This is a genomic window from Cyanobium sp. ATX-6F1 (assembly GCF_047395825.1).
In the GTDB taxonomy this organism is placed as follows: Bacteria; Cyanobacteriota; Cyanobacteriia; order PCC-6307; family Cyanobiaceae; genus ATX-6F1.
This window is the reverse complement of the sequence record NZ_JBCEBF010000001.1, coordinates 107,027-131,400: the sequence shown is the minus strand read 5'-3', so window position 1 is coordinate 131,400 and position 24,374 is coordinate 107,027. Positions and strand designations below refer to the sequence as shown.

At 68.9% G+C, this 24,374-nt stretch carries 24 protein-coding genes and 6 pseudogenes; 10 read left to right on the top strand and 20 right to left on the bottom strand.

The window, feature by feature from the left end:
• Window positions 1-8: 8 nt before the first annotated feature.
• Window positions 9-1,288: pseudogene (gene crtL, locus AAF143_RS00810) on the top strand (lycopene beta cyclase).
• Here the strand turns inward: crtL and AAF143_RS00805 are convergent.
• The 3 genes and pseudogenes from AAF143_RS00805 to AAF143_RS00795 all read right to left on the bottom strand — a co-directional run bounded on the left by AAF143_RS00805 (window position 1,278) and on the right by AAF143_RS00795 (window position 4,900).
• Window positions 1,278-2,309 carry an acyltransferase family protein gene (locus AAF143_RS00805; protein ID WP_255005064.1) on the bottom strand — a complete coding sequence of 344 codons (1,032 nt, stop codon included), beginning with the start codon at window positions 2,307-2,309 and terminating at the stop codon, window positions 1,278-1,280. The pseudogene crtL and the gene AAF143_RS00805 overlap by 11 nt on opposite strands.
• Window positions 2,306-3,208, bottom strand: a complete 903-nt coding sequence (gene arsS / locus AAF143_RS00800; RefSeq protein ID WP_414026378.1) for an arsenosugar biosynthesis radical SAM (seleno)protein ArsS — start codon at window positions 3,206-3,208, stop codon at window positions 2,306-2,308. The genes AAF143_RS00805 and arsS overlap by 4 nt, the downstream gene beginning before the upstream one ends.
• A 130-nt stretch (window positions 3,209-3,338) precedes the next feature.
• Window positions 3,339-4,900 (bottom strand): annotated as a pseudogene (locus AAF143_RS00795) (glycoside hydrolase family 57 protein).
• A 113-nt stretch (window positions 4,901-5,013) separates the two neighbouring features.
• Here AAF143_RS00795 and AAF143_RS00790 point away from each other — a divergent pair.
• Both AAF143_RS00790 and AAF143_RS00785 read left to right on the top strand, forming a co-directional pair.
• Window positions 5,014-6,689, top strand: a pseudogene (locus tag AAF143_RS00790) (2-isopropylmalate synthase).
• 59 nt (window positions 6,690-6,748) lie between these two features.
• Window positions 6,749-7,573, top strand: coding sequence for a carbohydrate ABC transporter permease (locus tag AAF143_RS00785; protein ID WP_255005060.1), 825 nt, complete (start codon window positions 6,749-6,751; stop codon window positions 7,571-7,573).
• On the opposite strand, the gene AAF143_RS00780 is transcribed toward AAF143_RS00785, so the two are convergent.
• From AAF143_RS00780 to AAF143_RS00755, 6 genes and pseudogenes are all read right to left on the bottom strand, one after another.
• Entirely contained in the window at window positions 7,563-8,168 is a 606-nt protein-coding gene (locus AAF143_RS00780) for a hypothetical protein (protein WP_414026377.1), read from the bottom strand. The two genes, AAF143_RS00785 and AAF143_RS00780, sit on opposite strands and share 11 nt — an antisense overlap.
• Before the next feature lie 212 nt (window positions 8,169-8,380).
• On the bottom strand, window positions 8,381-8,947 hold the full coding sequence (locus tag AAF143_RS00775) for a DOMON-like domain-containing protein (RefSeq protein WP_255005059.1): 567 nt from the start codon (window positions 8,945-8,947) through the stop codon (window positions 8,381-8,383).
• Between the two features lie 169 nt (window positions 8,948-9,116).
• Window positions 9,117-10,112, bottom strand: a complete 996-nt coding sequence (locus AAF143_RS00770; protein ID WP_414026376.1) for a phosphotransferase enzyme family protein — start codon at window positions 10,110-10,112, stop codon at window positions 9,117-9,119.
• Window positions 10,109-10,252 (bottom strand): hypothetical protein, encoded by a 144-nt coding sequence (locus AAF143_RS00765; protein ID WP_414026375.1) that lies wholly within the window; start codon window positions 10,250-10,252, stop codon window positions 10,109-10,111. Before AAF143_RS00765 ends, AAF143_RS00770 begins: the two co-directional genes overlap by 4 nt.
• A gap of 151 nt (window positions 10,253-10,403) precedes the next feature.
• On the bottom strand, window positions 10,404-10,904 hold the full coding sequence (locus AAF143_RS00760; RefSeq protein WP_414026374.1) for an RsmE family RNA methyltransferase: 501 nt from the start codon (window positions 10,902-10,904) through the stop codon (window positions 10,404-10,406).
• Between the two features lie 122 nt (window positions 10,905-11,026).
• Window positions 11,027-11,461, bottom strand: a pseudogene (locus AAF143_RS00755) (DUF3531 family protein); the annotation flags it as partial.
• A 69-nt stretch (window positions 11,462-11,530) separates the two neighbouring features.
• Between AAF143_RS00755 and AAF143_RS00750 the strand changes: the two are divergent.
• Together AAF143_RS00750 and hslO are read left to right on the top strand one after the other, a co-directional pair.
• Window positions 11,531-12,178, top strand: coding sequence for an ABC transporter ATP-binding protein (locus AAF143_RS00750; RefSeq protein ID WP_255005056.1), 648 nt, complete (start codon window positions 11,531-11,533; stop codon window positions 12,176-12,178).
• Window positions 12,179-12,193: 15 nt separating this feature from the next.
• Window positions 12,194-13,129 carry an Hsp33 family molecular chaperone HslO gene (hslO, locus tag AAF143_RS00745; RefSeq protein WP_255005055.1) on the top strand — a complete coding sequence of 312 codons (936 nt, stop codon included), beginning with the start codon at window positions 12,194-12,196 and terminating at the stop codon, window positions 13,127-13,129.
• Between the two features lie 18 nt (window positions 13,130-13,147).
• On the opposite strand, the gene AAF143_RS00740 is transcribed toward hslO, so the two are convergent.
• The 4 genes and pseudogenes from AAF143_RS00740 to AAF143_RS00725 form a co-directional block, all read right to left on the bottom strand.
• Window positions 13,148-13,363 (bottom strand): hypothetical protein, encoded by a 216-nt coding sequence (locus AAF143_RS00740; protein WP_414026373.1) that lies wholly within the window; start codon window positions 13,361-13,363, stop codon window positions 13,148-13,150.
• Window positions 13,364-13,381: 18 nt separating this feature from the next.
• Window positions 13,382-13,747, bottom strand: coding sequence for a fibronectin type III-like domain-contianing protein (locus AAF143_RS00735; protein ID WP_414026867.1), 366 nt, complete (start codon window positions 13,745-13,747; stop codon window positions 13,382-13,384).
• Between the two features lie 87 nt (window positions 13,748-13,834).
• Window positions 13,835-15,468, bottom strand: a pseudogene (locus tag AAF143_RS00730) (glycoside hydrolase family 3 protein); the annotation flags it as partial.
• Between the two features lie 406 nt (window positions 15,469-15,874).
• Complete coding sequence (locus AAF143_RS00725; RefSeq protein WP_414026372.1) at window positions 15,875-16,297, bottom strand: hypothetical protein; 423 nt, start codon at window positions 16,295-16,297, stop codon at window positions 15,875-15,877.
• Between the two features lie 76 nt (window positions 16,298-16,373).
• On the opposite strand from AAF143_RS00725, the gene AAF143_RS00720 reads away from it, so the two are divergent.
• The 4 genes from AAF143_RS00720 to AAF143_RS00705 all read left to right on the top strand — a co-directional run bounded on the left by AAF143_RS00720 (window position 16,374) and on the right by AAF143_RS00705 (window position 18,630).
• Window positions 16,374-16,595, top strand: coding sequence for a chlorophyll a/b-binding protein (locus AAF143_RS00720; protein ID WP_255005051.1), 222 nt, complete (start codon window positions 16,374-16,376; stop codon window positions 16,593-16,595).
• Window positions 16,596-16,770: 175 nt separating this feature from the next.
• Window positions 16,771-18,189, top strand: coding sequence for a cryptochrome/photolyase family protein (locus AAF143_RS00715; RefSeq protein WP_414026371.1), 1,419 nt, complete (start codon window positions 16,771-16,773; stop codon window positions 18,187-18,189).
• Between the two features lie 2 nt (window positions 18,190-18,191).
• Window positions 18,192-18,341, top strand: a complete 150-nt coding sequence (locus tag AAF143_RS00710; protein WP_414026370.1) for a hypothetical protein — start codon at window positions 18,192-18,194, stop codon at window positions 18,339-18,341.
• 31 nt (window positions 18,342-18,372) lie between these two features.
• Window positions 18,373-18,630: a hypothetical protein gene (locus AAF143_RS00705; RefSeq protein WP_255005049.1), complete on the top strand. Its 258-nt coding sequence runs from the start codon at window positions 18,373-18,375 to the stop codon at window positions 18,628-18,630.
• Here AAF143_RS00705 and AAF143_RS00700 read toward each other — a convergent pair.
• Both AAF143_RS00700 and AAF143_RS00695 read right to left on the bottom strand, forming a co-directional pair.
• Window positions 18,627-19,463 carry an FAD-dependent oxidoreductase gene (locus tag AAF143_RS00700; RefSeq protein WP_414026369.1) on the bottom strand — a complete coding sequence of 279 codons (837 nt, stop codon included), beginning with the start codon at window positions 19,461-19,463 and terminating at the stop codon, window positions 18,627-18,629. The genes AAF143_RS00705 and AAF143_RS00700 overlap by 4 nt on opposite strands.
• Window positions 19,376-19,828 carry an NAD(P)-binding protein gene (locus AAF143_RS00695; RefSeq protein WP_414026368.1) on the bottom strand — a complete coding sequence of 151 codons (453 nt, stop codon included), beginning with the start codon at window positions 19,826-19,828 and terminating at the stop codon, window positions 19,376-19,378. The genes AAF143_RS00700 and AAF143_RS00695 overlap by 88 nt, the downstream gene beginning before the upstream one ends.
• Before the next feature lie 87 nt (window positions 19,829-19,915).
• On the opposite strand from AAF143_RS00695, the gene AAF143_RS00690 reads away from it, so the two are divergent.
• Window positions 19,916-20,539 (top strand): MarC family protein, encoded by a 624-nt coding sequence (locus AAF143_RS00690; RefSeq protein WP_414026367.1) that lies wholly within the window; start codon window positions 19,916-19,918, stop codon window positions 20,537-20,539.
• 36 nt (window positions 20,540-20,575) lie between these two features.
• Here the strand turns inward: AAF143_RS00690 and AAF143_RS00685 are convergent, their stop codons facing one another.
• The 5 genes and pseudogenes from AAF143_RS00685 to AAF143_RS00665 form a co-directional block, all read right to left on the bottom strand.
• Complete coding sequence (locus AAF143_RS00685) at window positions 20,576-21,271, bottom strand: CPP1-like family protein (RefSeq protein WP_255005046.1); 696 nt, start codon at window positions 21,269-21,271, stop codon at window positions 20,576-20,578.
• A gap of 51 nt (window positions 21,272-21,322) precedes the next feature.
• The gene (locus tag AAF143_RS00680; RefSeq protein WP_255005045.1) at window positions 21,323-21,547 is read right to left on the bottom strand and encodes a hypothetical protein; all 225 of its coding nucleotides are present in this window, start codon (window positions 21,545-21,547) and stop codon (window positions 21,323-21,325) included.
• A gap of 41 nt (window positions 21,548-21,588) precedes the next feature.
• Window positions 21,589-23,243, bottom strand: a pseudogene (locus AAF143_RS00675) (peptide chain release factor 3).
• A 28-nt stretch (window positions 23,244-23,271) separates the two neighbouring features.
• The gene (locus AAF143_RS00670; protein ID WP_255005043.1) at window positions 23,272-23,646 is read right to left on the bottom strand and encodes a DoxX family protein; all 375 of its coding nucleotides are present in this window, start codon (window positions 23,644-23,646) and stop codon (window positions 23,272-23,274) included.
• 88 nt (window positions 23,647-23,734) lie between these two features.
• Window positions 23,735-24,373 (bottom strand): STAS domain-containing protein, encoded by a 639-nt coding sequence (locus tag AAF143_RS00665; protein ID WP_414026366.1) that lies wholly within the window; start codon window positions 24,371-24,373, stop codon window positions 23,735-23,737.
• Window position 24,374 lies beyond the last annotated feature (1 nt).

The following is a 24,374-nucleotide window of genomic DNA, read 5'->3' as shown; positions in this document are numbered from 1 at the left end:
TCCAGGCCTTGAGCTCAAACGCCCCAGGGGCTCCCGCCACCAACGGCGATCAATCCGCTGGGGCCGATGTGCTTGTGGTGGGGGCGGGACCCGCGGCCCTGGCCATCGCCACGGCCCTGCTGGAGCGGGGCGTCACCGTGGCGGCACTCGCGCTCGGGGATCCCAGGGCGCCCTGGCCCAACACCTACGGCATCTGGGGTGAGGAGGTGGACCGGCTGGGGCTGGCCCATCTGCTCGGCCACCGTTGGTCGAACACCCTCAGCTGGTTCGCAGAGACCCCATGTCCCCATGGCCGCGACTACGGCCTCTTCGACAAGGACAAGCTGCAGCGCCACTGGCTGGAGCGGGGTGAGGAGGCGGGGCTGGTCTGGCACCGGGGCCGGGCGGCGTCGATTCACCACGCCCCATGCCATTCCGTGGTCACCACCGCAGAGGGCAAAGAGCTCTCGGCGCGATTGGTGGTGGATGCCAGCGGCCATGATCCGGTCTTCGTGCACAGGCCCAGCGAGGGCCCGGTGGCGGGCCAGGCCGCCTACGGCATCGTCGGGCGCTTCTCGGCGCCGCCGGTGGAGCCGGGGCAGTTCGTGCTGATGGATTTCCGCACCGGCCACCTCACCCCAGCCGAGCGCCTTGAGCCCCCCACCTTCCTGTACGCCATGGATTACGGCGATGGGGTGTACTTCGTGGAGGAAACCTCCCTGGCCCTGGCCCCACCGCTGCCCTTCGCCGCGCTGAAGGAGCGGTTGAGGCGACGTCTGGCGGCCCGGGGGTGGAGGTGCTGGAGGTGCAGCACGAGGAGCACTGCCTGTTTCCGATGAATCTGCCCCTGCCGGATCTGCATCAGCCTGTGGTGGGCTTCGGTGGGGCGGCCTCGATGGTGCACCCTGCCTCCGGCTACCTGGTGGGCGCCCTGCTGCGGCGGGCCCCCGACCTGGCCGGCGCGATCGCTGAGGGGCTGGCCGATCCCCAGCGGCCCACCGCTGAGTTAGCACGCAGGGCCTGGGCGGGGCTCTGGCCGCTGGAGATGCGGCGCAAGCATGCCCTCTACCGCTTCGGGCTGGAGAAGTTGATGCGCTACCCCGAGGGTGAGCTGCGGGCTTTCTTCGCCACCTTCTTCGCCCTGCCAGCCGAGCAGTGGTATGGGTTTCTCACCAACAGCCTGCCCCTGCCGGCCCTGGTGGCGGCGATGCTGCGGCTGTTCGCCAGCGCCCCGGGTTCCGTGCGCTGGGGGTTGCTGGAAGCGAAGGGGCGGGAGCTGGCCTTGCTGGGTAGGGTCCTTAAACCGTGATCGATGGAGATCCCTGGATCCGGCGCAACAGTCGGTCGTAGAGCCGCTGGCCCAGCCAGGCGGTCGTGATCGCCGCCGGCAAGCAGACGACCAACAGATAGATCAGTTGCAGCGTGGCGCCTGAGGGAGAGATCAGGGAGGTGAACACCCAGAAGACCGGCCGGTGGAAGAGATAGAGGAAGTAACTCGAAAGGCTCAGCTGTAGAAGAAATCCCGGCAATCGAAGCCTCGTTTCCAGGCGGTTGACAACAAGGAACAGGGCCCAAGGTCCGAACAGAGCCAGGGGGAAGATGGCCAGATTGTTTTCGTTAAAATCCCCATGCCCGAACGACACCACCACCGCAGCGATGCAGGCAGGAATGATGTAGGTCAGGGTGCTGATCCTTGTAGGTAAGGGGCCATCGATTGGTTGTGTGGATGGCCAGCTGGCGCTGATCACTCCAGTGGCGAAGGCGGGGAAATAAAAGAACAACCTTGGATCCGAATGAGGGATCATTCTGGATAGCAGTACATCGGCGCCGATGAGCATCATCAGTAGGGCAGCACCCTTCAGCCGTGACGCTCCAGCACCAGTGCTTTGCCTCAGGAGCAGAAGAAAGGGAGCCAGCAGATAGAACACCACCAGAACCTCAACGAACCAGAGGGTTCGCAGCTGGTGGCCGATCAGACTGGAGACCAAAAAGACAGCTGGAAGGAGCTGGCCACTCTCAAGAAGGCCGCATAACTTGAACAGCAACAGGGCCAGCAGATATGGGGGATAAATCCTGATCAGTCGACGCTTGTAGAACTTGGGAATCGAGCTCCAACCTTTGGCTGCAGCGTTTCTCGATCGTCCGATCAGATGGCCAGAAACGAACATGAAGAGCCCGAGGACCACCAGGGTCAGGCGATGGGTCAGATCGTTCTTGTAGCCGTCGATGGCAGGGGCGTAGCCGAGCAGGTGCCAGAAGCCCACGATGTAGAGGATGCAGACGCTGCGGATCAGGTCGATCCCCGGGTTCCTTGCTCCTTGGGTCGTCATGCCGCCGTGGCGCCGGCGCAGGAGCTGCCCTGGCCGGCGGTGCAGCCATAGCAGTGGTTGCCCCAGGTGATCGGGCTCCCCTCCAACTCGGCGTTGGTGATCGAAGCGAGGCTGGTTCCGCCCTTCCCGTCAGCGGCGCGGGGCAGGTCGAGCATCTGGTTGAAGTCGCAGTCGTGGAGGCGGCCATCGGGGGCCACCGAGAGGGTGTCGCGGCACATCAGGCCGCCCAGGGCCCCGGGGTTGAAGGCCCCCTGCAGCAGCTTCAGGTAGCAGTTGACGTGGCCATCGCGCTGCAGCTGCTGCAGGAAACGGGCGATCGGCATGTTGTTGAGGCCGATCAGGCGATCGAAGCGCACCCCATGGGCCTCGAGCAGCTGGCGCTGCCAGCGTTGCTCGTCACAGGATGTGAGCTGCTGCAGCCGGGTGCCCGCTGGGTTGCTCATCAAGGTGAGCGCCCGGGCGGGATCGCCCTGGCCGTAGCCGAGGGCGTTCAATTTCTGGAGCGCCTCGATCGAGGCGGCCCAGGTGCCTTCGCCCCGCTGGGCGTCGGTGGGACCGGCCTCGGGATCCGGCAGGCTGGCCACGATCTCCACCGATTGCGCCGCCAGGAACGCCCCCAGATCCGCCATGGCCGGCAGCAGCAGCACCGTCAGGTTGCAGCGGTCGATCACGTGGCAGCCCAGGGAGCGGGCCGCACGCACCAGATCGCGGAAGCGGCCGTGCAGTTCCGGGGCACCGCCGGTGAGGTCCACCACCTCGGGGCGCAGGCGCTCGATCGCCGAAAGGCACTGCTCCACGACCGCATCGCCCATCTGGGTGTGGCCCTGATCGGGCCCCGCATCCACGTGGCAGTGGTGGCAGTGCATGTTGCAGAGGCGGCCCAGATTGAGCTGCAGCACCCGCAGCCCTCCCCGTCGGGGGGCTCCAGATCACGGCCGGCGAGGTTGGCCGTGAAGCTCGCTTCCTGCGGCAGCGCGTCCCGCAGCAGCTGGCGCTGCTGGTTGGCTTCGAGGGCGGGAGAACGGCGCATCAGTGGCTGGCCCAGTCGGCGCCGCTGAGCAGCGGGAAAAGGCTGTCCTCGGCCTTCACGGCTTTCAGCCACTGGGCCGGTGGATCCACACCCCGTTCGATCGCATCCAGCAACCGCCAGAAGCGATCGAGGTGGCGCTGGATCCGCGTGCGCGCCAGCTCGGTGGTGGTGCCCGCCCGCAGGATGAAGCTCCAGTCGGAGCTCTGGGCCAGCAGCAGCTCCCGGCCCGCCTGGGCGAGCAGTTCCTGCTCGCGGACGTTGCGCACCCCGCGGTTCACCCGACTGACCATGGCGCCCGACGCCCGGTGCCATTCCGGCACCACCCAGGCGTTGCTCTCATTGAGCCAGTAGTGGTGGTAGCCCCCCTGGCCCCAGCTCGAGGGTGAGGGGCGGCAGAGCTGCAGATCACTGGAGCGCTCCAGCACCTGTCGCAGGGTCACCAGGCCCACGCCGGCGGCCGGGGCCTGCCGGAACAGCTCGGCGAGAAAGCTGGGGCCCTCGTACCACCAGTGACCGAACAGCTCGGCGTCAAAGGGTGCCACCAGCACGGGCGGCCGTTCCATGGCCTGCCGTAATCCTGCCAGCTGCTCGGCGCGTCCGGCCAGGTAGCGGGCGGCGTGGTCGGCGGCCTTGGCCTGGGCGGCGGCGGGGTCGTAGGGCTGCTTCTGATCGAGCGGACAACCCTGGGCGGTGACCCGGTGCAGCTTGAGCCCCAGGGGGCGGCGGCTGGTGATGCCCTGCTCCGCCAGAACCGCGTCGCTGAGGTCCCAGCCCAGGTCGCGGTGGAACTCCCGGTAGGCACCATCGCCGGGGTAGCCGCTGCTGGCGGACCAGACCGGCAGGGTGGAGTCGCCGTCACGGGCGAAGAAGGCGACGCCGCCGGGGGAGCAGATGGGGGCATAGACCCCATAGCGCGGTCGGGGCAGGCCGTGCAGCAGGCCGTGGGCGTCGAGCACGGCGTAGCGCAGGCCGCAGCTGGCGAGCAGCTGGTCGAGACCCTCGTAGTAGGCGCATTCCGGCAACCAGATCCCCTGGGGGGTACCCCGAGCAGGCGCTCGTGTTCCCGCACGGCGTTGAGCAGTTGGGCGCGTACCGCCTCGGGGGTGTGGCGCAGCAGCGGCAGGTAGCCGTGGGTGGCGGCGCAGGTGAGCAGATCGAGCACGCCCTGGCGCTGCAGACGCCGGAAACGCGGCAGCAGGTCGCCCTTGCAGGCGCGCCACTGGCGGACGCTGCGCTCCAGCTGCGCCGCCAGGGCGCTGGCGGCCCCGTGGTGCTGGGCGGGGGCCCGCTTGAGCAACTCCAGGCGCCGTTTCAGCCAGGGGGTGAAGCGCTCGCGCAGGTCGGGGGCAGACAGCAGTGAGAGCAGCGTGGGCGAGAGCCCGAGGCTGAGGCGCGGGGCTTGGGCACGGTCGGCGGCGCTGGCTTCGAGCACCTCCAGCAGGGGCAGGTAGCTTTCCAACAGGGCCTGGAAGTACCAGTCCTCCTCCAGGGAGCCGGGCTCACTGGAGCGCACGTAGGGGAGATGGGCGTGGAGGACCAGGGCCAGATCGCCTGCGGCCATGGACATCCGTTGCAGGGTCTGCACTTTAAGGGCGCCCGGACCGGGGCCGGTTTCGGGGCGCCCACCGGCCCCTAGACTGACTTAACTCATACTCACTTCGACTTGTAGCGGTCATGGCTTCCGCTGTTGCCTCCAGCTCCCCTGGCCCCACTGGCTTCGCGCCGCCCCGGGCCCGCGATCCAGGCCGGGTGTTGATCTTCGACACCACCCTGCGCGACGGCGAGCAGTCCCCCGGTGCCAGCCTCAATCTTGAAGAAAAGCTGGCGATCGCCCAGCAGCTCGCCCGCCTCAAGGTGGACATCATCGAGGCCGGGTTTCCCTTCGCCAGCCCGGGCGATTTCAATGCCGTGCAGCGCATCGCCGCCACTGTCGGCACCCCGGAGGGTCCTGTGATCTGCGGCCTGGCCCGGGCCGCCCGTGGCGACATCAAGGCCTGCGCCGATGCCGTCGCCCCGGCCGCCCGCAGGCGCATTCACACCTTTCTGGCCACCAGCGACATCCACCTGGAGCACAAGCTGCGCAAAAGCCGCGCCGAGGTGCTGGCGATCGTGCCCGAGATGGTGGCCTACGCCCGCTCCCTCGTCGACGACGTGGAGTTCTCCTGCGAGGACGCCGGCCGCAGCGATCCGGAGTTCATGTACGAGGTGATCGAGGCGGCGATCGCCGCTGGGGCCACCACGATCAACATCCCCGACACGGTCGGTTACGCCACCCCGGCTGAGTTCGGCGCCCTGATCGCCGGCATCGACCGCCATGTGCCCAACATCGGTGGGGCCGTGATCTCCGTCCATGGTCACAACGACCTGGGGCTGGCGGTGGCCAATTTTCTGGAGGCTGTCAAGAACGGCGCCCGCCAGCTGGAGTGCACGATCAACGGCATCGGCGAGCGGGCCGGCAACGCCTCGCTCGAGGAGCTGGTGATGGCGCTGCATGTGCGCCGTTCCTACTTCAACCCCTACTTCGGCCGCAGCGAAACCAGCACTGAACCGCTCACGGGCGTGCGCACCGAGGAGATCTACAAGACCTCGCGGCTGGTGTCGAACCTCACCGGCATGGCGGTGCAGCCCAACAAGGCGATCGTGGGCGCCAATGCCTTCGCCCACGAGTCGGGCATCCATCAGGACGGGGTGCTCAAGAACCGCCTCACCTACGAGATCATCGACGCCCGCACCATCGGCCTGGCCGATAACCGCCTGTCGCTGGGCAAGCTCAGCGGCCGCAGCGCCTTCCGGGCCCGCCTGGAGGAGCTCGGCTACAACCTGGAGCGCGATGACCTCGATGACGCCTTTGCCCGTTTCAAGGAGCTGGCCGACCGCAAGCGCGAGATCACCGACCGCGACCTTGAGGCGATCGTCAGCGAGCACATCCAGCAGGCCGAGGCACGTTTCACCCTCAAGCTGGTGCAGGTGAGCACGGGTACCAACCTGCAGCCCACCGCCACCGTCACCCTGATCACCAGCGATGGCGCCGAGCTCACCGAGGCCTCGATCGGCACCGGCCCCGTGGATGCGGTCTGTCAGGCTCTGAATTCCCTGGCGCGGGTGCCCAATGAGCTGGTGGAGTTCTCGGTCAAGAGCGTCACCGAAGGCATCGACGCCATGGGCGAGGTGACGATCCGCCTCCGGCACCAGGGGTGCTCTACTCCGGCCACGCCGCCGACACCGACATCGTGGTGGCGGCGGCCCAGGCCTTCGTGAACGCCCTCAACCGGCTGGTCCAGGGTCAGCAGAGCGTTCCACTCCATCCCCAGAAAGCGCCCTTGCCCGTGGCCGAGCGCCAGGGGGTCTGATGGGGACGGGCCGGATCGGGTCGAGTCAGTTGCGAGCGGGTCAGTCGGGAGGGGTGCGCATGGGCACGAGCCTGGGCCGGGCCCTGCAGTTGGTGGCGCTGCTGCTGGTGGCGCTGCTGATGCTGTTGCCGCTGCTGTGGCTGCTGAGCACCTCGCTCAAGGGTCCAGCCGAAGACATCTTCACCACTCCGCCGGCCCTGCTGCCGCAGCAGCCCAGCCTGGAGGCCTACGGCCGCCTCTTCAACGACAACCCCCTGGGCCAGTACCTGCTCAACAGCACGGTGGTCAGCGCCCTAGCGGTGATCGCCAATCTGTTGTTCTGCTCCCTGGCGGCCTACCCCCTGGCGAGGTTGCGCTTCAAGGGGCGCGGCCTGGTGCTGGCCCTGGTGGTGGCGACGATCCTGATTCCCTTTCAGGTGGTGATGATCCCGCTCTATCTGCTGATGGTGCAGCTGGGGCTGCGCAACACGCTCTGGGCCCTGATCCTGCCCCAGGCGGCCACCGCCTTCGGCATCTTCCTGCTGCGCCAGAGCTTCATGGGGGTGCCGGTGGAGCTGGAGGAGGCGGCCCGGATCGATGGCTGCACGCCCCTGGGGGAATGGTGGAACGTGATGATCCCGGCGGCCCGGGCCGATCTGATCACCCTGGCGATGTTCGTGTTCATCGGCACCTGGAGTGATTTCCTCTGGCCGCTGATCATCCTGGATGATCCCAAGCTCTACACCCTGCCCCTGGGACTGCAGCAGCTGGCCAGCAGCTTTTCGCTCGATTGGCGTCTGGTGGCCGCCGGTGCGGTGGTCTCGATCCTGCCGGTGCTGGCGCTGTTCATCGGCCTGCAGCGGTTCATCCTGCCCAGCGCCAGCGGCGATGCGGTCAAAGGCTGAGGCTGAAGGGCTGAGCTTCCGGCCTCAGCTGCCGTTGCCGTAGGCCACCAGGCAGGCGGCATTGAGAAGCTGGGCCTGATCGGCCGAGCTCGGTGGCGCGCCATTGAGCCACCCCTGCTGGCAGTCCACCTGCCCGGCAAGGGGAGCCCCCTCCAGGTAGGTGGAAGCTGGCGCCGTAGGGGGCCACCGCCTGCAGGGAGGCGTAGTCAAGCTGATAGCTCGTGCTGGGCACCGTGAAGGCGGTGGCCTGGGCCGCCACCGCCTGATCCACCATGGAACTGACCGCGGCGGCGGTCGCCAAACTGGTGGCGCCCCAGGTGAGGGAACTGGGTCCCCACCAGTTCCAGGCCACTGGATTCACCCGATACCAGCCGACCCTCCAGGGCCGGGAGCCCCAATACCCCCTCTGGCCCCAGGCGGGATTCCAGGCGCCCCGGGCCCCGGGCGCCCGGGTGAGCCCCACCCCCGGTGCACCGAAGCCCGCACCGGGTCGCACCCCAGCGCCTGAGGCCGGTCCGCCCAGACCGCCAGGGTTGACGCCAGGGGCCCGGGTGAATCCGGCACCGGGGGCGCCAACGCCCGCGCCTGGCCGCACACCAGCGCCTGAGGCCGGACCTCCCAACCCTCCTGGGTTGACGCCCCTGCCTCCGCCAACACCCGCACCGCCGCCGCCTCTCCCCCGCCCCCGCGGGCCTGGACGGCGATCGGCGCACAGAAGCTGGCCACCAGGGCGGCCAGGGTCAGGGTTCTCCAGCAGGTGAATGCGGTGGGGATCCTCATGGCACGGCCTACGGTTCTTCCTTCGTCCTAGCCGGGTATCGGGCTGGTGGGAGGCGAAGTGAGAAGCCGAAATGCTTCGCGGCGATGGAAATCGGGCTCAGGGGCTGGGTGGGCCAGGGCCCAGTAGCCGATCGGGCCCGAATGGGGCTCGATCACGGCGCAGATCGCCGCCTCCAGCTGGACCGGGGCGGCCAAAGGCTCAGGCAGCGTGCAGTTCAGCGTCAGTTCCAGACTTTCTTCCCTGTGGCTGACTTCGAAGGGGAAGGTGCTGAAGGTCGCCTCTGGTTTGAGATCGCGCCGGTAGCCCTCCAGGCGGTAGACGTTCCAATCGCCGCCGGGCGAGAGGTTGAACTCCCAGTAGGGCTCCTGCCCCGCCGCGGCCAGGAAGACCTCCAGGCAGGTGGTCTGCCAGAGGCCATCGCGGCGCTCGGGCCGGGCGGCACTCGGGGCGATCACGAGCTCAGCAAGGTCACCGCGGAGCAGGAACCGTACGGAGAGATCGGGGCCCTCACACCGAAGTTGGCCGCTGATCGCGAGCGAGGGGAACGACAGGCCATCGTCGAAGCGCTGGAGCTGGAAGGAAAGCTCGCTCATCGCAGCCGCTCGATCAGGGAGCGAATCGCCTCCTCCTGGGCCTCAATGCTGGCGGTGAGCTGAAATTGCACCAGGGCTCGATCGAGATTCTGCCCCGCCTCTCGCGTCTTGAAGTAGACGTCGCCTTGCAGGTGATCGGTGAGGAAGCGCAGGCCCAGCTCGAAGGCGATCAGGCGGATCGCATCGAACAGGTAGGCGATGTCCCCAGTGGTGAGGAGCCCCGGGCGGCGTTGAGGTAGCCCGCCAGGATCGCCTCGCAGCGGCCGGGATCGAAACACACGGCTTGCCAGTCCTTGGTTTCCTCCCCCAGGGGGTTGCAGCCCGAGCGGCAGCAGTCGCCGATGTCGTAGTGGATCAGACCGGGTTTGACCGTGTCCAGGTCCACCAGGGCGATGGCCGCGCCGCTGGCCGTATCCAGCATCACGTTGTTGACCTTCGGATCGCCGTGGATCGGCCGCAGCCGAAGGACGCCTTGGTCCTTGGCGGTCTCGAGCACCCCTGCCAGGGCGCTGCGCTCGGCCACGAAGGCCTGGCAGAAGCTGAGTTCCTCGCAGGAGGCCGCCGTACTGCAGGCCAGGGCCCGTTCGTAGGCCGCCAGGTACGCGGGGGTGATGTGGAAGCCTTCGAGGGTGTCGGCCAGAGCCTCGATCGGCAGATCGCTCAGCAGCCGATGGAAGGTGCCCAGACCGAAGCCCAGCTGCCAGGCCTGGGCCTCGGTGGCCACGGTCTCCAGGCTTTGGGCGCCTTCGATGTAGGTGGTGAGGCGCCAGACGTCGTCGCCGTCCTGCACCCAGTGCTTCTCTGCGCCAAGGGGGGCGATCAGCCGCGGCACCTCCCAGCGGCGGCCGGGGCCGGCAGCCTCCTGGGCCAGGCGGCCCTCCAGGTGGTTCCCCAGGGCCGCGATGTTGCCCATCACCCGCTCCGGATGGGGGAACACCGTGGTGTTCAGGCGCTGCAGCACGAAACGGCGCGCGCGGTCCCCGCTCAGGGTGACGCGGTAGGTGTCGTTGACGTTGCCGTTGCCCAGGGGCTCGATCGCGGCGATGGCGCCCCCGAGGGCAAAGCGTGCGGCGATCCGCCGGAGCTGGGCGCCCTGCTGGTCGACGGATCCTGACCCTGGCCCGGCCATGGCTGCGCTGCGCTCGGAGATCGGAGCCTGGATCATCGCAGCGCCGCTGGATCGCCCCTGTTCTCGCCCCAGTCTTCGCCCCGGCTCGTGCCCGCTCCGGCACGCCAGTGGTCGAGAACGGCCAGGCCCGCCACCGCCGCGGTGGAGCAGCGCAGGATGCGGGGCCCCAGGCTCACGAACCGCCAGCCGCTGGCGCCGGCGGCCGCCTCTTCGGCCCCACTCCAGCCCCCTCCGGTCCGCAGGCCAGGGAGAGGGTGGCGGGAGGCTGCGGCCCAAGCTCACTCAGCACCTCACCCAGCAGCGGCAACCCCTGCTGACGGGTGGTGCTCAGCAGGCGCAGCGCACCCCTTGGGCCGCGGCCCCCAGCCAGGGGGCAGCCGGCACGGGTGGCGCCAGCTCGGGCAACCAGAGCCGCTCGCACTGCTCGCTGGCCTCCCGCAGGATCGCCTCCCAGCGCTCGCTTTTTTGGCTGCCCACCAGGGCGCTGTTCTCCGCCCGCAGGGGCTGCAGCCGGTCCACCCCCAGCTCACAGGCCATGCGCACCACCAGGTCCATGTCCCGCTTGGGAACCGCGATCGCCAGCTCCAGGCGCAGGGCCGGCGGCGGTTCCCGGCGCAGGGGCCGCCCGAGCGGCTGCTCCAGAGCCAGGCGATCCTTGCCGATCAGGACCGCGCTCCAGAGGCCGCCGGCCCCATCCGTGAGTTCGACCCGATCGCCCGGGCTATAGCGCAGCACCCGCGTCAGGTAACGGATTTCCTCAGGCCTGAGCGGCAGCTCGGGGGCGAGCCGCGCTGGATCGATCAGCAGGCGCCGCAGTTCACGGGCCACGCTCAGCCCTGGTCGCTGTTGCGGTTGGCAGCGCCGGCGGTGCCTGGCTCGTCATCGTCGTCGTTCTCGTCGTCGTCGTCGTTCTCGTCCTGGTCCTCGTCCGAGCGCGGGTTCAGGCCGATGAAGGGGCTGTCGGGCTGGTCCTCCACCGGCCAGTCCTCGTTGACGCCGCCGACCACCAGCTCCTCGATCCGCACCAGGTCGTTGTCGAGCTGGCGCAGCACGTTGAACAGCACATCGAGGGCCAGGGCGTCACTGGTGCCCAGGTCCACCCAGCAGCGGCCCCAGTTATCCCGGTACTCCAGGGGCCCCAGGTTGTGCATCAGGGCCGGCAGGGCCGCTTCAGCTTCGTCGTTGTCGTAGGCCATCCAGCCCAGGTCGACCCCCTCCTCGTGGGCCTGCAGGGTCTCGGCGTTGAAGCCGCCGAGCTTGCCGAGCACGAACCAGCTGTCGAACACGGTGTCGAGGTAACCGCGCTCTCCGGAGCCAGGCGGGTGCTCAAAGCGCAGCCACAGCCAGCAGTTGAACGGATCGATCGAGCGGAAGCGGACCTCCACGGCGGGGCATCGGCAGCGCCCCCACTCCAACACGGCCGGCAGGCAAGCTGGGACCACGACGGCCGCGCCATGCTCGAACTGCGTTCGGTGGGTTACCACCCGGCCACCGCGGCTGAGCCCGTGCTCGCCGGCCTGAACCTGACGCTCCAAGAGGGGGAGCCGGCCCTGGTGGCGGGTCGCAGCGGCAGCGGCAAGACCACCCTGCTGGAGCTGCTCAGCGGCCTGGCGGAGCCCAGCAGCGGCTCGATCCTCTGGAACGGCGAGGCCCTCAAGGGCCGCCAGCGGCGCTGGCTCTGCGGCCTGGTGTTTCAGTTCCCCGAACGCCATTTCCTCGGGCTCACGGTGGGCCAGGAGCTGAAGCTCGGCCAGCGGCGCCTGGCCAGCGAGCGCGTGCAGGAGGTGCTCGAGCAGGTGGGGCTGGGGGCGCTCTCGCTGCAGCAGGCGCCGGAGCGGCTCAGCGGCGGCCAGCAGCGGCGGCTGGCCCTGGCGGTGCAGTTGCTGCGCGAGCCCAAGGTGCTGCTGCTCGATGAGCCCACCGCCGGCCTCGATTGGTCGGTGCGCGATGAGGTGCTGCAGCTGATCGGGAAGCTCAGCAGCGGCCGGGTGCTGCTGGTGGTGACCCACGAGCCGGAGCTGTTCCGGGGACTGATCGAGCGGGGCTGGGAGCTGCGGGGCGGAGCGCTCAGGCCCCTGCCGGCGCTCCGTACGATGCCCTGAGAGCGGGCAGCGTCGATGGCGGATCAGTTGGTGCGGGCCACCGCGGCCGGTGGCGGGATCCGCCTGGTGGCCGCCAACACCACGGTCACCAGCCGCTACGCCCGCCGCCGCCATGGGCTCTCGTTCCTGGCCACAGTCCTGCTGGGCCGGGCAATGACCGCCGGCCTGCTGCTGGCCAGCTCGATGAAGGTGCGCCACGGGAGGGTGAACCTGCGCATCCAGTCGGATGGGCCGCTGCGGGGGCTGACGGTGGATGCGGGCCGCGATGGCACGGTGCGCGGCCATGTGGGCAACCCCGGCCTGGAGCTCGACCTGGTGGAGTCCCCCGCAGGGGAGAACGGCGAGGGGCCGGTGCGTTTCGATTTCCGCAAGGCCACCGGCACTGGCTACCTGCACGTGGTGCGGGATCTGGGCACGGGTGAACCGTTCAGCAGCACGGTGGAGCTGGTGAGCGGCGGCATCGGCGACGACGTGGCTTCCTACCTGCTGCACTCCGAGCAGACCCCCTCGGCCCTGTTCGTGGGCGAGCAGATCGACAGCAGTGGTGTGCGCTGTGCTGGCGGGGTGCTGGTGCAGGTGCTGCCCAAGGCAGCCCAGGAGCCGGCCCTGGTGGCCCTGCTGGAAGACCGCTGCCGCGAGATCCGCGATTTCAGTGCCCGGCTGGCCGCCAGCACCGGTGATCTGCAGCGCCTGCTGGAAGACATCTTTCCCGACCTGGATCCCCAGCTGCTGGAGGACGCCGAGGCTCAGCAGGCCGTGAGTTTTCACTGCCCCTGCACCCGCCGCCGCAGCGTCAACGCCCTCAAGTTGCTGGGCCGTGATGAACTCGGCGAGATGCTCCGCGATGAGGGCCACGCCGAGCTCACCTGCCATTTCTGCAACGAGGTCTACCGGGTGGACGAAGGCGAGCTGCGCGAGCTGATCGCCGAGCTGGAGCCCTCAGTGACCTGACCAGTTGAGTTGAGGCGTTCAGCCGGGGTCCTGCGGCTGGGCGGCCTCGATCCGCTCCGCCAGGGCGAGGCAGGCGTCCATTTCGGCCCAGAGCAGCTCCCGCCGGCTGGCCTCGACGCCATAGGAGCGGTGGTGCAGATCCCGGCCGAGGTAGCGCAGCGCGTCGCGCACCCGGCGCCAGTCGGCGGGATCGAGATCGAGGGAAGGGGTCGCCATCGGGCGATCATCGGCCATCGCCCCAGTGCCTTCCCCTCAGCGGCCCAGCACCATCTCGGTCAGCTCCAGGTCGGCGCCGATGCCGTCGTCCTCGACGTGGCGGCACACGCGCAGCCGGTGTCGGCCGGCCTCGACCACGAAGGCATCGCGCCCCTCATCGAAGTAGGCCAGGTGCCGCAGGGGGATCAGCACCACCACCCGCTCGGCTGTGCCGGCCTCCAGCCGCAGCCGCTGGAAGCCCACCAGCATCCGTCTGGGACGCTCCACCGCCAGGGCGGGGACGCCTGCGTAGACCTGCACCACCTCATCGGCCGCCATCAGGCCGGTGTTGCGCACCGTCAGCTCCACCTTCAGCTGCCTGGTGGAGCCGTCGTTGCACGCCTCGTTGCTCTCGAGCGTCACCACCACGTCGGTGTGCTCGAAGCCGACATAGGAGAGCCCGAAGCCGAACGGGAAAGCCGCGGTGTGGCCATCGCGCCCCAGGCGCCGGTAGCCGTGCCAGAGGTCGTAGGTGATCCGCTGGGCGCGGGGATCGAAGTCGGGAAGATGGTCGTGGTCGGTGGGCACGCTGAAGGGCAGGCGGCCCGAGGGGGACACCTGGCCGAAGAGCACATCGGCGAGGGCCGCGCCCCCTCCATGCCGGGGTAGCCGAGCAGCACGATCGCGGGCACCGCCAATCGCCAGCGTTCACAGAGGATCGCGCCGCCGCCCATCAGCACCACGACCGTGCGCGGGTTCGCGGCCGCCACGGTCAGGATCAGCGCTTCTTGCTCCGGCGCCAGGCCCAGCTCGGTGCGATCGCCGGCGGCGAAGCCGGGAATCGCATGGCCGGAGCCGTGGTGAGTGAAGGCGGCGATCGCCCGGGCGATGCGCGACCACACCGGCGCCAGCCGGGCGCGCCCGAACCAGCGCAGCAAGAGCCCCGGGGGTGGCAGGTGCTGGAGGATCGGGGCGATGTCGCCGGGGTTGAAGTGCTCGCCCTCGTCGTTCCAGTTCAGACCGACCACCACCACCGCCGCCTCGCACCCCGCGGCCAGGGCGGCGGCCCGTTGCCGCTCTGAGCCGTCGTCGTAACGGATCGCCGTGGCTGGATTGGCGGCCCGCAGACCCTCCAGCGGCGTCAGCACCGAAGCCGGTCGGGTGTCGGAGGAGCCGTGATCGCCCAGGTTGGGCACGGCCGCCAGCCGGCCCAGCACCGCCAGGGAGCGCAGTCCGCTGAACGGCAGCGCCGCGTCTTGATTTCGGAGCAGCACGATCGCCTTGGTGGCGGCTTCCCGGGCCAGGGCGCGGTGGGCGGCGCAGCCCCGCAGGGAGGGCGGGTAGTCACCGGCGGGAACGGCGAGCTGGGCGCGCAGTTGGCGCAAGACCGCATCGTCGATGCGGCTGATCGGCACCGTTCCCTGGGCCACCGCTTCGGCCAGGCTGGCGGCCAGCACCATCTTGAAGGGCATCTCCAGGTCGAGGCCGGCCAGCACGGCCCCGGGCCCATCGCGCAGGCCGAAGATGAAGTCGGTGAGCACGAATCCCCGGAACCCCCAGCGCCGCTTGAGGATGGTGCTGAGCAGCTCCGGGTGCTGGCCGCACCACTGACCATTGACACTGTTGTAGGCGCTCATCACCGCCATCGCTCCAGCCTCGATGCAGGCGCGGAACTGGGGCAGATACAGCTCGTGCAGCACCCGCGCGCGGGCGCTCACGTCGACGCGGAAGCGGGCACTGTCGATCGAGTTGAGGGCGAAGTGCTTGACGCAGGCGATGGCGTGGCGCTGCACGCCGCGGCTCAGGGCCGCCCCCATCGATCCCACGTGCAGCGGATCTTCGCCGTAGGTCTCCTGGGCCCGGCCCCAGCCGGGGTGGCGCAGCACGTTGACACATACCCCGCCGAACAGGTTGGCGCCAAAGCTGCGGGCCTCCCGGCCCATGGCCGCTCCGATGCGCTCTTCGAGCTCCGGATCCCAGCAGGCGCCGCGGCTGATGCTGGCCGGAAAGGTGGTGGCGCCGCCTTCGAGGATCACGCCGCGTGGTCCGTCGACGAAATGCAACCCGCCGATCCCCAGGCGCGGCACCACGCCAGCGGGCCAGCTCTGGCGATGACCCGCATCGCGGCGGATGATCGCCTCCATCCCCCGCCAGAAGGAGGTGCCGCCATCGAGCATGGCGAGCTTTTCGCTGAGGCTCAGCTGCTCCAGCAGGCGGAGGGCTTCAGCCTCGATGGAGGCCAGCGGGGCGCCCGAGCGGATGGTGGTGGAGCTCACGTTTCAGCGTAGAAAGCCCGGTGGTGGGTGGAGGGGCGTGGGGCCTGGCCCAGGCATAGCCAGGCTGGCTTGGGTTTGTGCCGGTGGAGCGCAGGCTGGCGGCTTCCGCGGACCGGCTTGGGACTGAAAGCAGTTCCCGGGTTGAGATCCGCTGCTCGGATCGAGGCGCCTGAACCGTTGGGACTGGAAGTGCCGGCAGCTTCAGCCGCAGCGATCAGCGATCACCCTGCCTTCGGCCTGTTCAGACACTCCAGGGCCTTGCGCCCAAGGTGGATCAGGTGTCAGGGATCGTCTCCCCTGCGCTGAGCCAGCGACGGATCTGCTTGCGGCGATCGCCCCACAGTGCAACAGCCAGATCGCACAGCTCCTCGGCTCTCTCGAGGCCCGGCCACCAGGCCAGCGCCATCACCGTGCCGCCCTCGTCGTCGTCCAGCTCGAGCGTCTGCAGCAGGCCGCTGTCTCGCTCGACGTTGACGCTCATGCTCCCTTTCTCCCGGCCGATGATCAGCACCAGGGTCGGGTCGTCGTCCGCTTCGTAGATGGTCCAGCAACCTTGGCCGAAGTCACGGCCATCACCGGGAGCGAAATCCACCCGCTGGCCGCCGCGGCCGACGAGCAATGAGGTCAGCTCAGCAATCGTGCGCTCCATCGCTTCCACCTCCTGTTGGCGCTCCACCGGCCCAGCGAGCTGATCCAACTCTGACGTGGGATCGATCCAGGTCGCAGGGGAGGACGCAGGACCCATAGGCTCTGCACCGCTGCGTGCACACCCCTTGGCCAATGATTCGTTCCGCTACGAGCCGCTGGAGCGCTTCGGGGAGGGCCTCACAACCCGCAGGCCCTGGAACACCACGGCGCTGGCGGGGGTGGAGCGGCTCAATGGGCGCGCCGCCATGCTCGGCTTTGTTGCCGCCGTGGTGGGCGAGTTGATCACCGGCCGGGGGCCGGCCGGTCAACTCGCCGCACTGCTGCGCTGGTACCTGGAGCTGGGCTGAGCTGTGGCGGCTGGTCGTCGGGCGTCTGTTGGCTCTCCCGCAGGCGGTTTCCAGCCAGTGAGTGCTCCCTGCGTCAAGGGCCCCGGCCTCCACTTTCGCCCGCTGATCAAGTCGGGAGCTCAGCGCCAAGATGATCGCTCGGGCGAATTCAGCGTGCCAGGGAGCTTCTGACGCCATGGGACTGACCCTGATTCTTGGCAACCAGCTGCACCCCGAGTGGCTCACGGCCCCGCCCTTGCGGCTCGATCCCTCCAGCCGGGTGCTGATGGTGGAAGACCTCGGCCTGGCGTCGCGGTTTCGTTATCACAAGCTGCGGCTGCTCCATTGTTTCGTGGCGATGCGGGCCTTCCGCGAGGCCCTGCGGGCCGCCGCGATTCCCGTGCACTACTTCGAGCTGGGCGACTCCATCGGCCTCAGTTTCTGGGGGCGCCTGGAGCAGGAGCTTGCCCAGGCCGCGGCGGATGGGTTCCAGCCGGAGCTGCGGATCGCCGAAATTCCCGATCCCGGTGTTCAGGCCGAGCTGGTGGCGTTCTGCCACCAGCGCCAGGTGGCGTTGGTGGTGCTGCCGTCGCCGGCTTTTCTGGCCAGCGCGGCGGAAAGCCGCGCTGAGTTCGAGGGGCGGCGGCGGCCGTTCATGAAAACCTTCTACGAGCGCCAGCGCCGGCGCCTGAATCTGCTGATCGAGGCCGACGGCAGCCCCAGCGGTGGCCGCTGGAGTTTTGATGCCGACAACCGCCGCAAGCTGCCCAGGGGCTACCGGGAACCGCCGTTGCCCCAGGTGTCGCCCAGTGCCGAGGAGCCGGCGGTGCGCGCCCTGATTGAGACCCACTTCCCGCAGAATCCCGGCCAGCTGGGGCCCCTGGTGGTGCCCTTCGATCACGCCGGCGCCCAGGACTGGCTGGATCAGTTCCTGGCGGTGCGCCTCCATGACTTCGGACCTTTTGAGGACGCCCTGAGCTCCAGTGACGATGTGCTGCAGCACTCCCTGCTCGCGCCCCTGCTCAACATCGGCCTGCTCAGCCCCGCGACCGTGGTGAGGCAGACCTTGGATCACGCCGCCGTCGCCGCCACGCCGATCGCCTCGTTGGAGGGATTCCTGCGCCAGGTGGTGGGCTGGCGGGAGTTCGTGCGCGGCATCGATCTGGTGTACGGCGAGCGCCAGGCAGGGGGCAATTTCTGGGGTCACCAGCGCCGTCTGGCCCCCTGCTGGAATGCCGGCGAAACGGGTCTGCCGCCCCTGGATCAGGCGATCGAGAGGCTGAACCGTCTCGCCTGGAATCACCACATCGAGCGCCTGATGGTGATCAGCAACCTGATGTTGCTCTGCGAGATCCACCCCGGCGAGGTCTACGGCTGGTTCATGGAGCGCTATATCGATTCCTACGCCTGGGTGATGGGTCCCAACGTGTACGGGATGGGTCAGATGAGTGATGGGGGGATCTTCGCCACGAAGCCCTACATCTGCGGTTCCAACTACATCCTCAAGATGGGTGGCGGTCCCCGGGGCCCGTGGTGCGAGATCTGGGATGGGCTCTACTGGCGCTTCATTGATCTCCACCGGGATTTTTTGCCGCCAACCCCCGCCTTTCGATGATGGTGGCGCTGCACGATCGGATCGAGCCGGCCAAGCGTGCGCGGCAACGGGAGCAGGCGGAGGCGTTCATCGCCCGGGTCACCCTTGCGCCTGAACCGGAGCGTTCGGGAACCCAGGATCCAGCTCAACCCACGGCCCAGGGAACGGGCTGACAGACTTGCTGAGGTTCCGTTACAAAAAGTCATGACGGTTGGTGAGCTGTTCCTTGAGTCCCTCTCCACTGGGGTGATCACCCCCTCCGAGCTGGGCTGGATCACCCGGCAGCAGAACCGCTTTTCCCGGCTCGAGGAGGCGACGGCCCTGCGCCTTGGACGCCTGCTGGATCAAGGGGCCATTCGGCTGGGCTGCCGCCTGCCGGCCTTGAAACTCCATCACGATCAGGTGCGCGTGTCCTGGATCGAGCCCCTGGGGCGACGGCGGAATCGCCCTTCCCAGGCCTAGTGCGCTCGGAGGGTTGAGACCAGGCGGTTCGCCAGTCGTTCGCCGCTGAGCAGGGCTCCCTCGACGCGGCCGAATCCAGGGCCCTCCAGCCCATCGCCGCAGAAGCCGATGCGGCTCTGCGGGCACAGCATCAGCTCGGCGGGCAGCCCTGGCGGCTGGGCAAAGGCGGCACCCCAGCGCATCAACTTGCTCGGACCATCCCCCAGATCGCAGGGGCTGATCCAGTGCTTCAGCACCTGCTGCAGGGCTGCTGTGAGCTCCGCGATCACCGCCTGCTCCCGTTCGCCGCTGGGCTGCGTGGGCTGCAGCCGGGCGATCGCCGAGCCTGCGCCGTAGACGCTGAGATGCCGCGAAGCGAAGGCGTCTGTGGAATGCACCACCACAGCGCAGCGTCCATCCTCGAGCGGTTGGAGGGCCAGCCTTTCAAGGCCCCAACGCTGCCGGGCCGCAGGCTGGAATTCAAGCAAGCGAAACGGCAACTTGCGCCAGTGATCGGCCCTGCTCGCGTCGATCAGAAGCAGCAAGACGCAGCGGGGCTCGTAGCCAAGGGCCGCGATCGAGGCCATGGCTTCCGTGAGCTGGGGGTCCCCCAGGCTTCGGGCCACCGGCTGCAGGGGAGGCTCCTCCCAGCCCAGGAGCTGCTGGCTGCGGGGATGGGCGAGCAGGGTGCCGCTCAGCACCAGCCAGTCGGCCTCGTCCAGCAGCTGCTGGCCGTCATCAAGTAGCTGCCAGGGCCCCGTGGGGGTCACCGCCAGGTGGCGCACCAGGGTGCCGAAACGCAGCTCGACCCTGCCGCCCGCCAGTTCCAGCAGTCCTTGGCAGAGCTGATCCATGCCGCCACGGCCACGGAAGAGCCGTCCCCCATGGAGGCGATCACCCGGGTGGGGATGCAGAGCGCCGTCGACATCGAGCTGGGCGAGGCGGCCGGGCCAGGGCTCGATCCAGCCCCCTCCAGCAGCGGCGCCAGTAAGGCCGGCTCAGGGCTGGAGCTGATGTTGAACAGGGGAGCTCCGTGATCGAGGCGCCGTCCGCCGTCGCTGCGGGAGCGACGGGTGCTGGCCCGACCACCCGGGCCCCGTCCTGTTTCCCAGACGCTCAGGTCACCGTGCCAGCCCAACCGCCGCAGCTGGGCCACGAGCGCGCAGCCGGAAACCCCGGCACCGATCACCGCAAGCCGGTCTGCCGGTGAGCCAGTCATCAGGCACCCTCGCCCGGCGAGCCTGATCAGGATGACGGATGCTGGGGCATGGATCCCAGCCAGCGAGCAGCGTCCACGGGCCTTACGGTGAGCCCCCGTTCCATCTGGGGGGCCGCCGTGTCGTTGATCAACACCGCCGTCGGTCTGCTGGCGATCAGCTCGCCGATCAGCGTGCTGCCGGTGGTGGCCAAGGCCGCCGGCAACGACCCGAGCCGTGTGCGGCGCATCAGCCGCCTGGCGGTGCTCACCTTTCTGCTCACGCTGCTGGCCGCCTGCTGGTGGGGCCAGGCGCTGCTGGATCTGTTCGCGATCACCCTCGATTCGTTTCGGGTGGCCGGCGGCCTGATCCTGCTGCCGATCGGCCTGCGCCTGATCGATGGCAAGGAGGTGAGCAGCTCCGAACTCGACCTCGATGAGGGCCTGCTGGGGGTGGTGCCGATCGGCCTGCCCTTGCTGGCCGGGCCTGGCGCCATCTCTCTGGTGGTGTCGGATGCCCCGCCGAATTGGCAGGGGCGCCTGGCCCTGAGCGCGATCATCGCCCTGCTGGCGCTGGGGATCTACCTGGTGCTGCTGGTGTCGATGCCCCTGCGCCGGGCCCTGGGGGAGCTGCAGGAAAAGGTGATCAGCCGGCTGATGGGCCTGTTGCTCACGGCCATCGCCGTGCAGATGCTGGTGGGTGGCCTAAGGGGCTCGTTTCCAGCCCTGGGCTGAGCGGCCCCCGCTGGACGAGCATGGGGAGGCCCGACCTCAGGCGATCAGCAGCGCCCCCAGGAGGAGCAGCAGCAGCGCCGGCAGCGCCTGCACCTGCAAGGCGTTCAGGGGCAGCCCCAGGGGCAGGCCGGGGTGGAGAAGACCGAGCAGCAGGGCCCCCAGTGCCAGGCCCACGCTCAACAGCAGAAAGCTCCAGCCCACGGCCGCCAGGAAGCGGCCGTTACGGCGTTGCAGGTTGATCACGGTCACGCCTGTGGACATGGCCAGCAGCAGTTCGGGTGAGGCGCCGGGGGCGAGCAGAACCAAGGTCAGCAGCACCCCGTCGGCGGCCAGGGGGAACCAGCGTTCCCGCCCTTCGGCCAGTTGCAGTTGGGGCAGGCTGAAGCGTGGGGCCTGGAGCCTCCCGGCGGGGAGCCGCGGCAGGGAGGGGAAGGACGGAAGCGCTGGCCGGCTGGGGGCTGTGGCGGTGGGCCTGGCCGCTTCCCTTTGGGAGGCATTGAGGGCGGCACTGCTGACCTTGCCCTGCTGGCGCTCCTTGAGCCGGTCCATCAGCACGCTGTCGTAGGCGGCCTCGATCAGGGCCTTGGCCTGGGGATCGTTGCCCAGGTCCTTGAGACGGGCCAGCTTGGCGGCCTGCACCTCATCGAAGCTGGCGTCGGCCGTGACACCGAGGCGTTCGTAGGGCCCCGGAGCGGCGGCATCACTGGAGGGCTGGTCAGAGGCCTGGTTCATGGGTCCCGGCGCGGGACGCGCTGTGCTGGCCTGAGCGTATCGAGGCGGCGCTCAAAACAGGGGCTCACTGCAGCGATAGCCACCTTCCTGTTGCAAGTGGAGGCTCTGGGCTTCGGCTTCCGCCCGCTGCACCCATTGGCGGTGTTTGAGCAGGGGCATCTGGGGTGGCAGGTGGCTCCCTTCACGCACCTCGACCCGCTCCTGGGTGGGCAGGAAGCGGACGTAATCGCAACCTCCATCGCGGCGGGGGCGAACCAGCCAGAGCGGCTCAGCCATGACTGTGACCTTTCGTTGCAAAGATTCTGGCGCGCCGCTTCTTACAACGCGATCGGCTCCACCCCACTCACCACCGGTGCCACCGCGGAGAGCTCAAGCCTGGGGTGATCCTCGGCCAGCTGGTGCAGGTTCCAGTCGTTCTTGAACAGCAGCACCGGCCGGTCCCAGGCGTCGCGAACGGTCTTGCAGTTGAACAAACGCCCGACCGCCTCCAGGGCCCCCCAGCCCCCCACCACCCAGCGGGCCACGGAGTAGCCCAGGGGCTCCAGGCGAGTGGGCACGCCGTATTCGTTCTCCAGGCGGTACTGCACCACCTCCAGCTGCAGCTGGCCCACGGCCGCCAGGATCGGATCCCGTTTGCTGGCGTCGGTGTCATAGAGCACCTGCACGGCCCCCTCCTCGCGCAGCTCGTTCACCCCTTGCGAAAACTCTTGAACGCCGAGGGGTTGGGGTTGCGCAGCCAGGAGAAGATCTCCGGGCTGAAGCAGGGGATGCCCTCGTATTCCACCTTTCGCCCCACGTACAACGTGTCGCCGATGGCGAACATGCCGGGGTTGTTGAGGCCGATCACATCGCCCGGGTAGGCGTCCTCCACCACCTCGCGGTCGGCCCCGAACAGCTTCTGGGGCCGCGAGAGCCGGATCGTCTTACCCGTGCGCGCGTGGCGCACGGTCATGTCCTTTTCGAAGCGGCCCGAGCACACGCGCACGAAGGCGATGCGGTCGCGGTGACGGGGGTCCATGTTGGCCTGGAGCTTGAACACGAAGCCGCTGAACTCCTCGCGCAACGGATCCACCGGGCCATCGCTGCCGCTGCGGGCCACCGGGCGCTGGGCCAGCTCCAGGAAGGCATCGAGGAAGGGACGCACCCCGAAGTTGGTCATCGCTGAACCGAAGAACACCGGGCTCAGTTCGCCCGCATGCACAAGCTCCAGATCCAGCTCGGCGCCGGCCCCATCCAGCAGCTCCAGCTCTTCAAGGGCCTGATGCAGCAGCTCCGGCTCCACGGCGCCCGTGGCGCGGGCCTGGGCCACCGAAAGGCGCCGCTCGGCGGCCTGCTTGCCGCGCTCGGCCCGCTCGAACAGGATCACGTCGCCGCTGCGCCGGTCGATCACGCCACGGAAGCGGTCGCCGCTGCCGATCGGCCAGTTCACCGGCCAGCAGGTGAGGCCCAGCTCGCTCTCGATCTCATCGATCAGCTCCAGGGGCTCGCGCCCCGGTCGGTCCATCTTGTTGATGAAGGTGAAGATCGGCACCCGCCGCAGCCGGCAGACCTCAAAGAGCTTGCGGGTCTGGGGTTCGAGCCCCTTGGCGGCGTCCTCGAGCATCACCGCGTTGTCGGCGGCGGCCAGGGTGCGGTAGGTGTCCTCCGAGAAGTCCTGGTGGCCCGGGGTGTCCAGCAGGTTGACGGTGTTGCCGGCGTAGTCGAACTGCAGAACAGTGGAGGTGATCGAGATGCCGCGTTGCTTCTCCAGTTCCATCCAGTCGGAGGTGACCTTGCGCTGCTCGCCCTTGGCCTTCACCGCGCCGGCCTGCTGGATCGCGCCCCCGTAGAGCAGCAGTTTCTCGGTGAGGGTGGTCTTGCCCGCATCCGGGTGGGAGATGATCGCGAAATTGCGCCGCCGGGCCACCGCTTCGGCCAGGGACAAGGTGCTGCCTGGGGCCGAGGCGGCGGCGGTGCTGGAGCTGCTGGTCATCGCCCCAGCCTGCCAGCCCCCGGTTCCCTCAATCGCTCTGGTTGGCCACCAGCAGCAGCCCACCGATGATCGCCACGTTTTTCAGCAGCTGAATGCGCTCGGGGAGTTCGGCCACGGCGCCGTGGAAGATCAAGGTGGTGGGGATCAGGAACACCAGCAGCAGCACCGCCCCGAGTCGCCGCTTCCAGCCGCTGATCAGCAGCAGCGAACCCACCGCCAACAGCAGCACCGCCGCCCCCAGCAGCAGGGAGGGGAACGGCAATCCCTTGGCGGCGATCTTGGCGGCGACGGCCTCGAAGCCCGTCAGTTTGCCCAGCAGGGCATGGACGAACACGAGGCTGAGCAGAACCCTGGCGATGCCATCCACCAGGGGGTTGCCGGCGGTGGGGGAGGAGCGCGTCATCCGTCTGACCCGAGGACATCGGTGGGGGCCCAACCCTGGGCAGGGCTGTGGGGCCTGTCAAGGGCGCTGGGCCCACCGACTCCAGCACCTATGCCCCTGACTCGGACAGGTCCTCGAAGCGCTCCACGGCCCGCTCCACGTTGAACAACAACCGCTCGCGGCCGAGGCGCGCTCCCAGCTCCGACTTCTGCACCACCTCCAACACGTGGGGGTTGAGGGCCGCCAGCCAGAGGCTGACGCCATGGCGGGCCATGTTCTGATCGGCTTCGATCATCATGCGCAGGGCCGAGTACTCGATGTCGATCACGGCGCTGCAATCGAGCACCACCACCTTCGGCTGGACCGCATCGATCAGGTGGCGCATCAAGGTGGCCACGGACTGGGCATTGGCAAAGAACAGGCGGCCCTCGGCCCGCAGCAGCAGCAGGCCTGGCCAGGTCTGGTCTTCGGGGTGTTCCGGCGAGATCGGCCGGAACACATCGCTGCCGGGTTTACGGGCCAGGGCGTAGACGGGCGGGTTCACCTCCTGCTGGGCCAGGGCCAGCAGCGACACCACCACCGCCACCAGGATCCCCTTCAAGGTGCCCAGCAGCACCACCCCGGCGAAGGCGATCAGGGCCCAGTGGAACTCGGTGACACGCACGCGCCGGATCGCCAGGAACTCCCCAGGCGCGATCAGCTCGAAGGAGTAGACGACCACCACCGCCGCCAGGGCGGCGATGGGCATG

What these genes read in the sequence shown, in the direction of transcription:
- AAF143_RS00805 (WP_255005064.1), bottom strand. Translation starts at nt 2,309, where the DNA reads ATGACGACCCAAGGAGCAAGGAACCCGGGGATCGACCTGATCCGCAGC.
- AAF143_RS00785 (WP_255005060.1), top strand. Translation starts at nt 6,749, where the DNA reads ATGGGCACGAGCCTGGGCCGGGCCCTGCAGTTGGTGGCGCTGCTGCTG.
- AAF143_RS00775 (WP_255005059.1), bottom strand. Translation starts at nt 8,947, where the DNA reads ATGAGCGAGCTTTCCTTCCAGCTCCAGCGCTTCGACGATGGCCTGTCG.
- AAF143_RS00770 (WP_414026376.1), bottom strand. Translation starts at nt 10,112, where the DNA reads ATGATCCAGGCTCCGATCTCCGAGCGCAGCGCAGCCATGGCCGGGCCA.
- AAF143_RS00750 (WP_255005056.1), top strand. Translation starts at nt 11,531, where the DNA reads ATGCTCGAACTGCGTTCGGTGGGTTACCACCCGGCCACCGCGGCTGAG.
- hslO (WP_255005055.1), top strand. Translation starts at nt 12,194, where the DNA reads ATGGCGGATCAGTTGGTGCGGGCCACCGCGGCCGGTGGCGGGATCCGC.
- AAF143_RS00740 (WP_414026373.1), bottom strand. Translation starts at nt 13,363, where the DNA reads ATGGCCGATGATCGCCCGATGGCGACCCCTTCCCTCGATCTCGATCCC.
- AAF143_RS00715 (WP_414026371.1), top strand. Translation starts at nt 16,771, where the DNA reads ATGGGACTGACCCTGATTCTTGGCAACCAGCTGCACCCCGAGTGGCTC.
- AAF143_RS00705 (WP_255005049.1), top strand. Translation starts at nt 18,373, where the DNA reads ATGACGGTTGGTGAGCTGTTCCTTGAGTCCCTCTCCACTGGGGTGATC.
- AAF143_RS00700 (WP_414026369.1), bottom strand. Translation starts at nt 19,463, where the DNA reads ATGGATCAGCTCTGCCAAGGACTGCTGGAACTGGCGGGCGGCAGGGTC.
- AAF143_RS00695 (WP_414026368.1), bottom strand. Translation starts at nt 19,828, where the DNA reads ATGACTGGCTCACCGGCAGACCGGCTTGCGGTGATCGGTGCCGGGGTT.
- AAF143_RS00685 (WP_255005046.1), bottom strand. Translation starts at nt 21,271, where the DNA reads ATGAACCAGGCCTCTGACCAGCCCTCCAGTGATGCCGCCGCTCCGGGG.
- AAF143_RS00680 (WP_255005045.1), bottom strand. Translation starts at nt 21,547, where the DNA reads ATGGCTGAGCCGCTCTGGCTGGTTCGCCCCCGCCGCGATGGAGGTTGC.
- AAF143_RS00670 (WP_255005043.1), bottom strand. Translation starts at nt 23,646, where the DNA reads ATGACGCGCTCCTCCCCCACCGCCGGCAACCCCCTGGTGGATGGCATC.
- AAF143_RS00665 (WP_414026366.1), bottom strand. Translation starts at nt 24,373, where the DNA reads ATGCCCATCGCCGCCCTGGCGGCGGTGGTGGTCGTCTACTCCTTCGAG.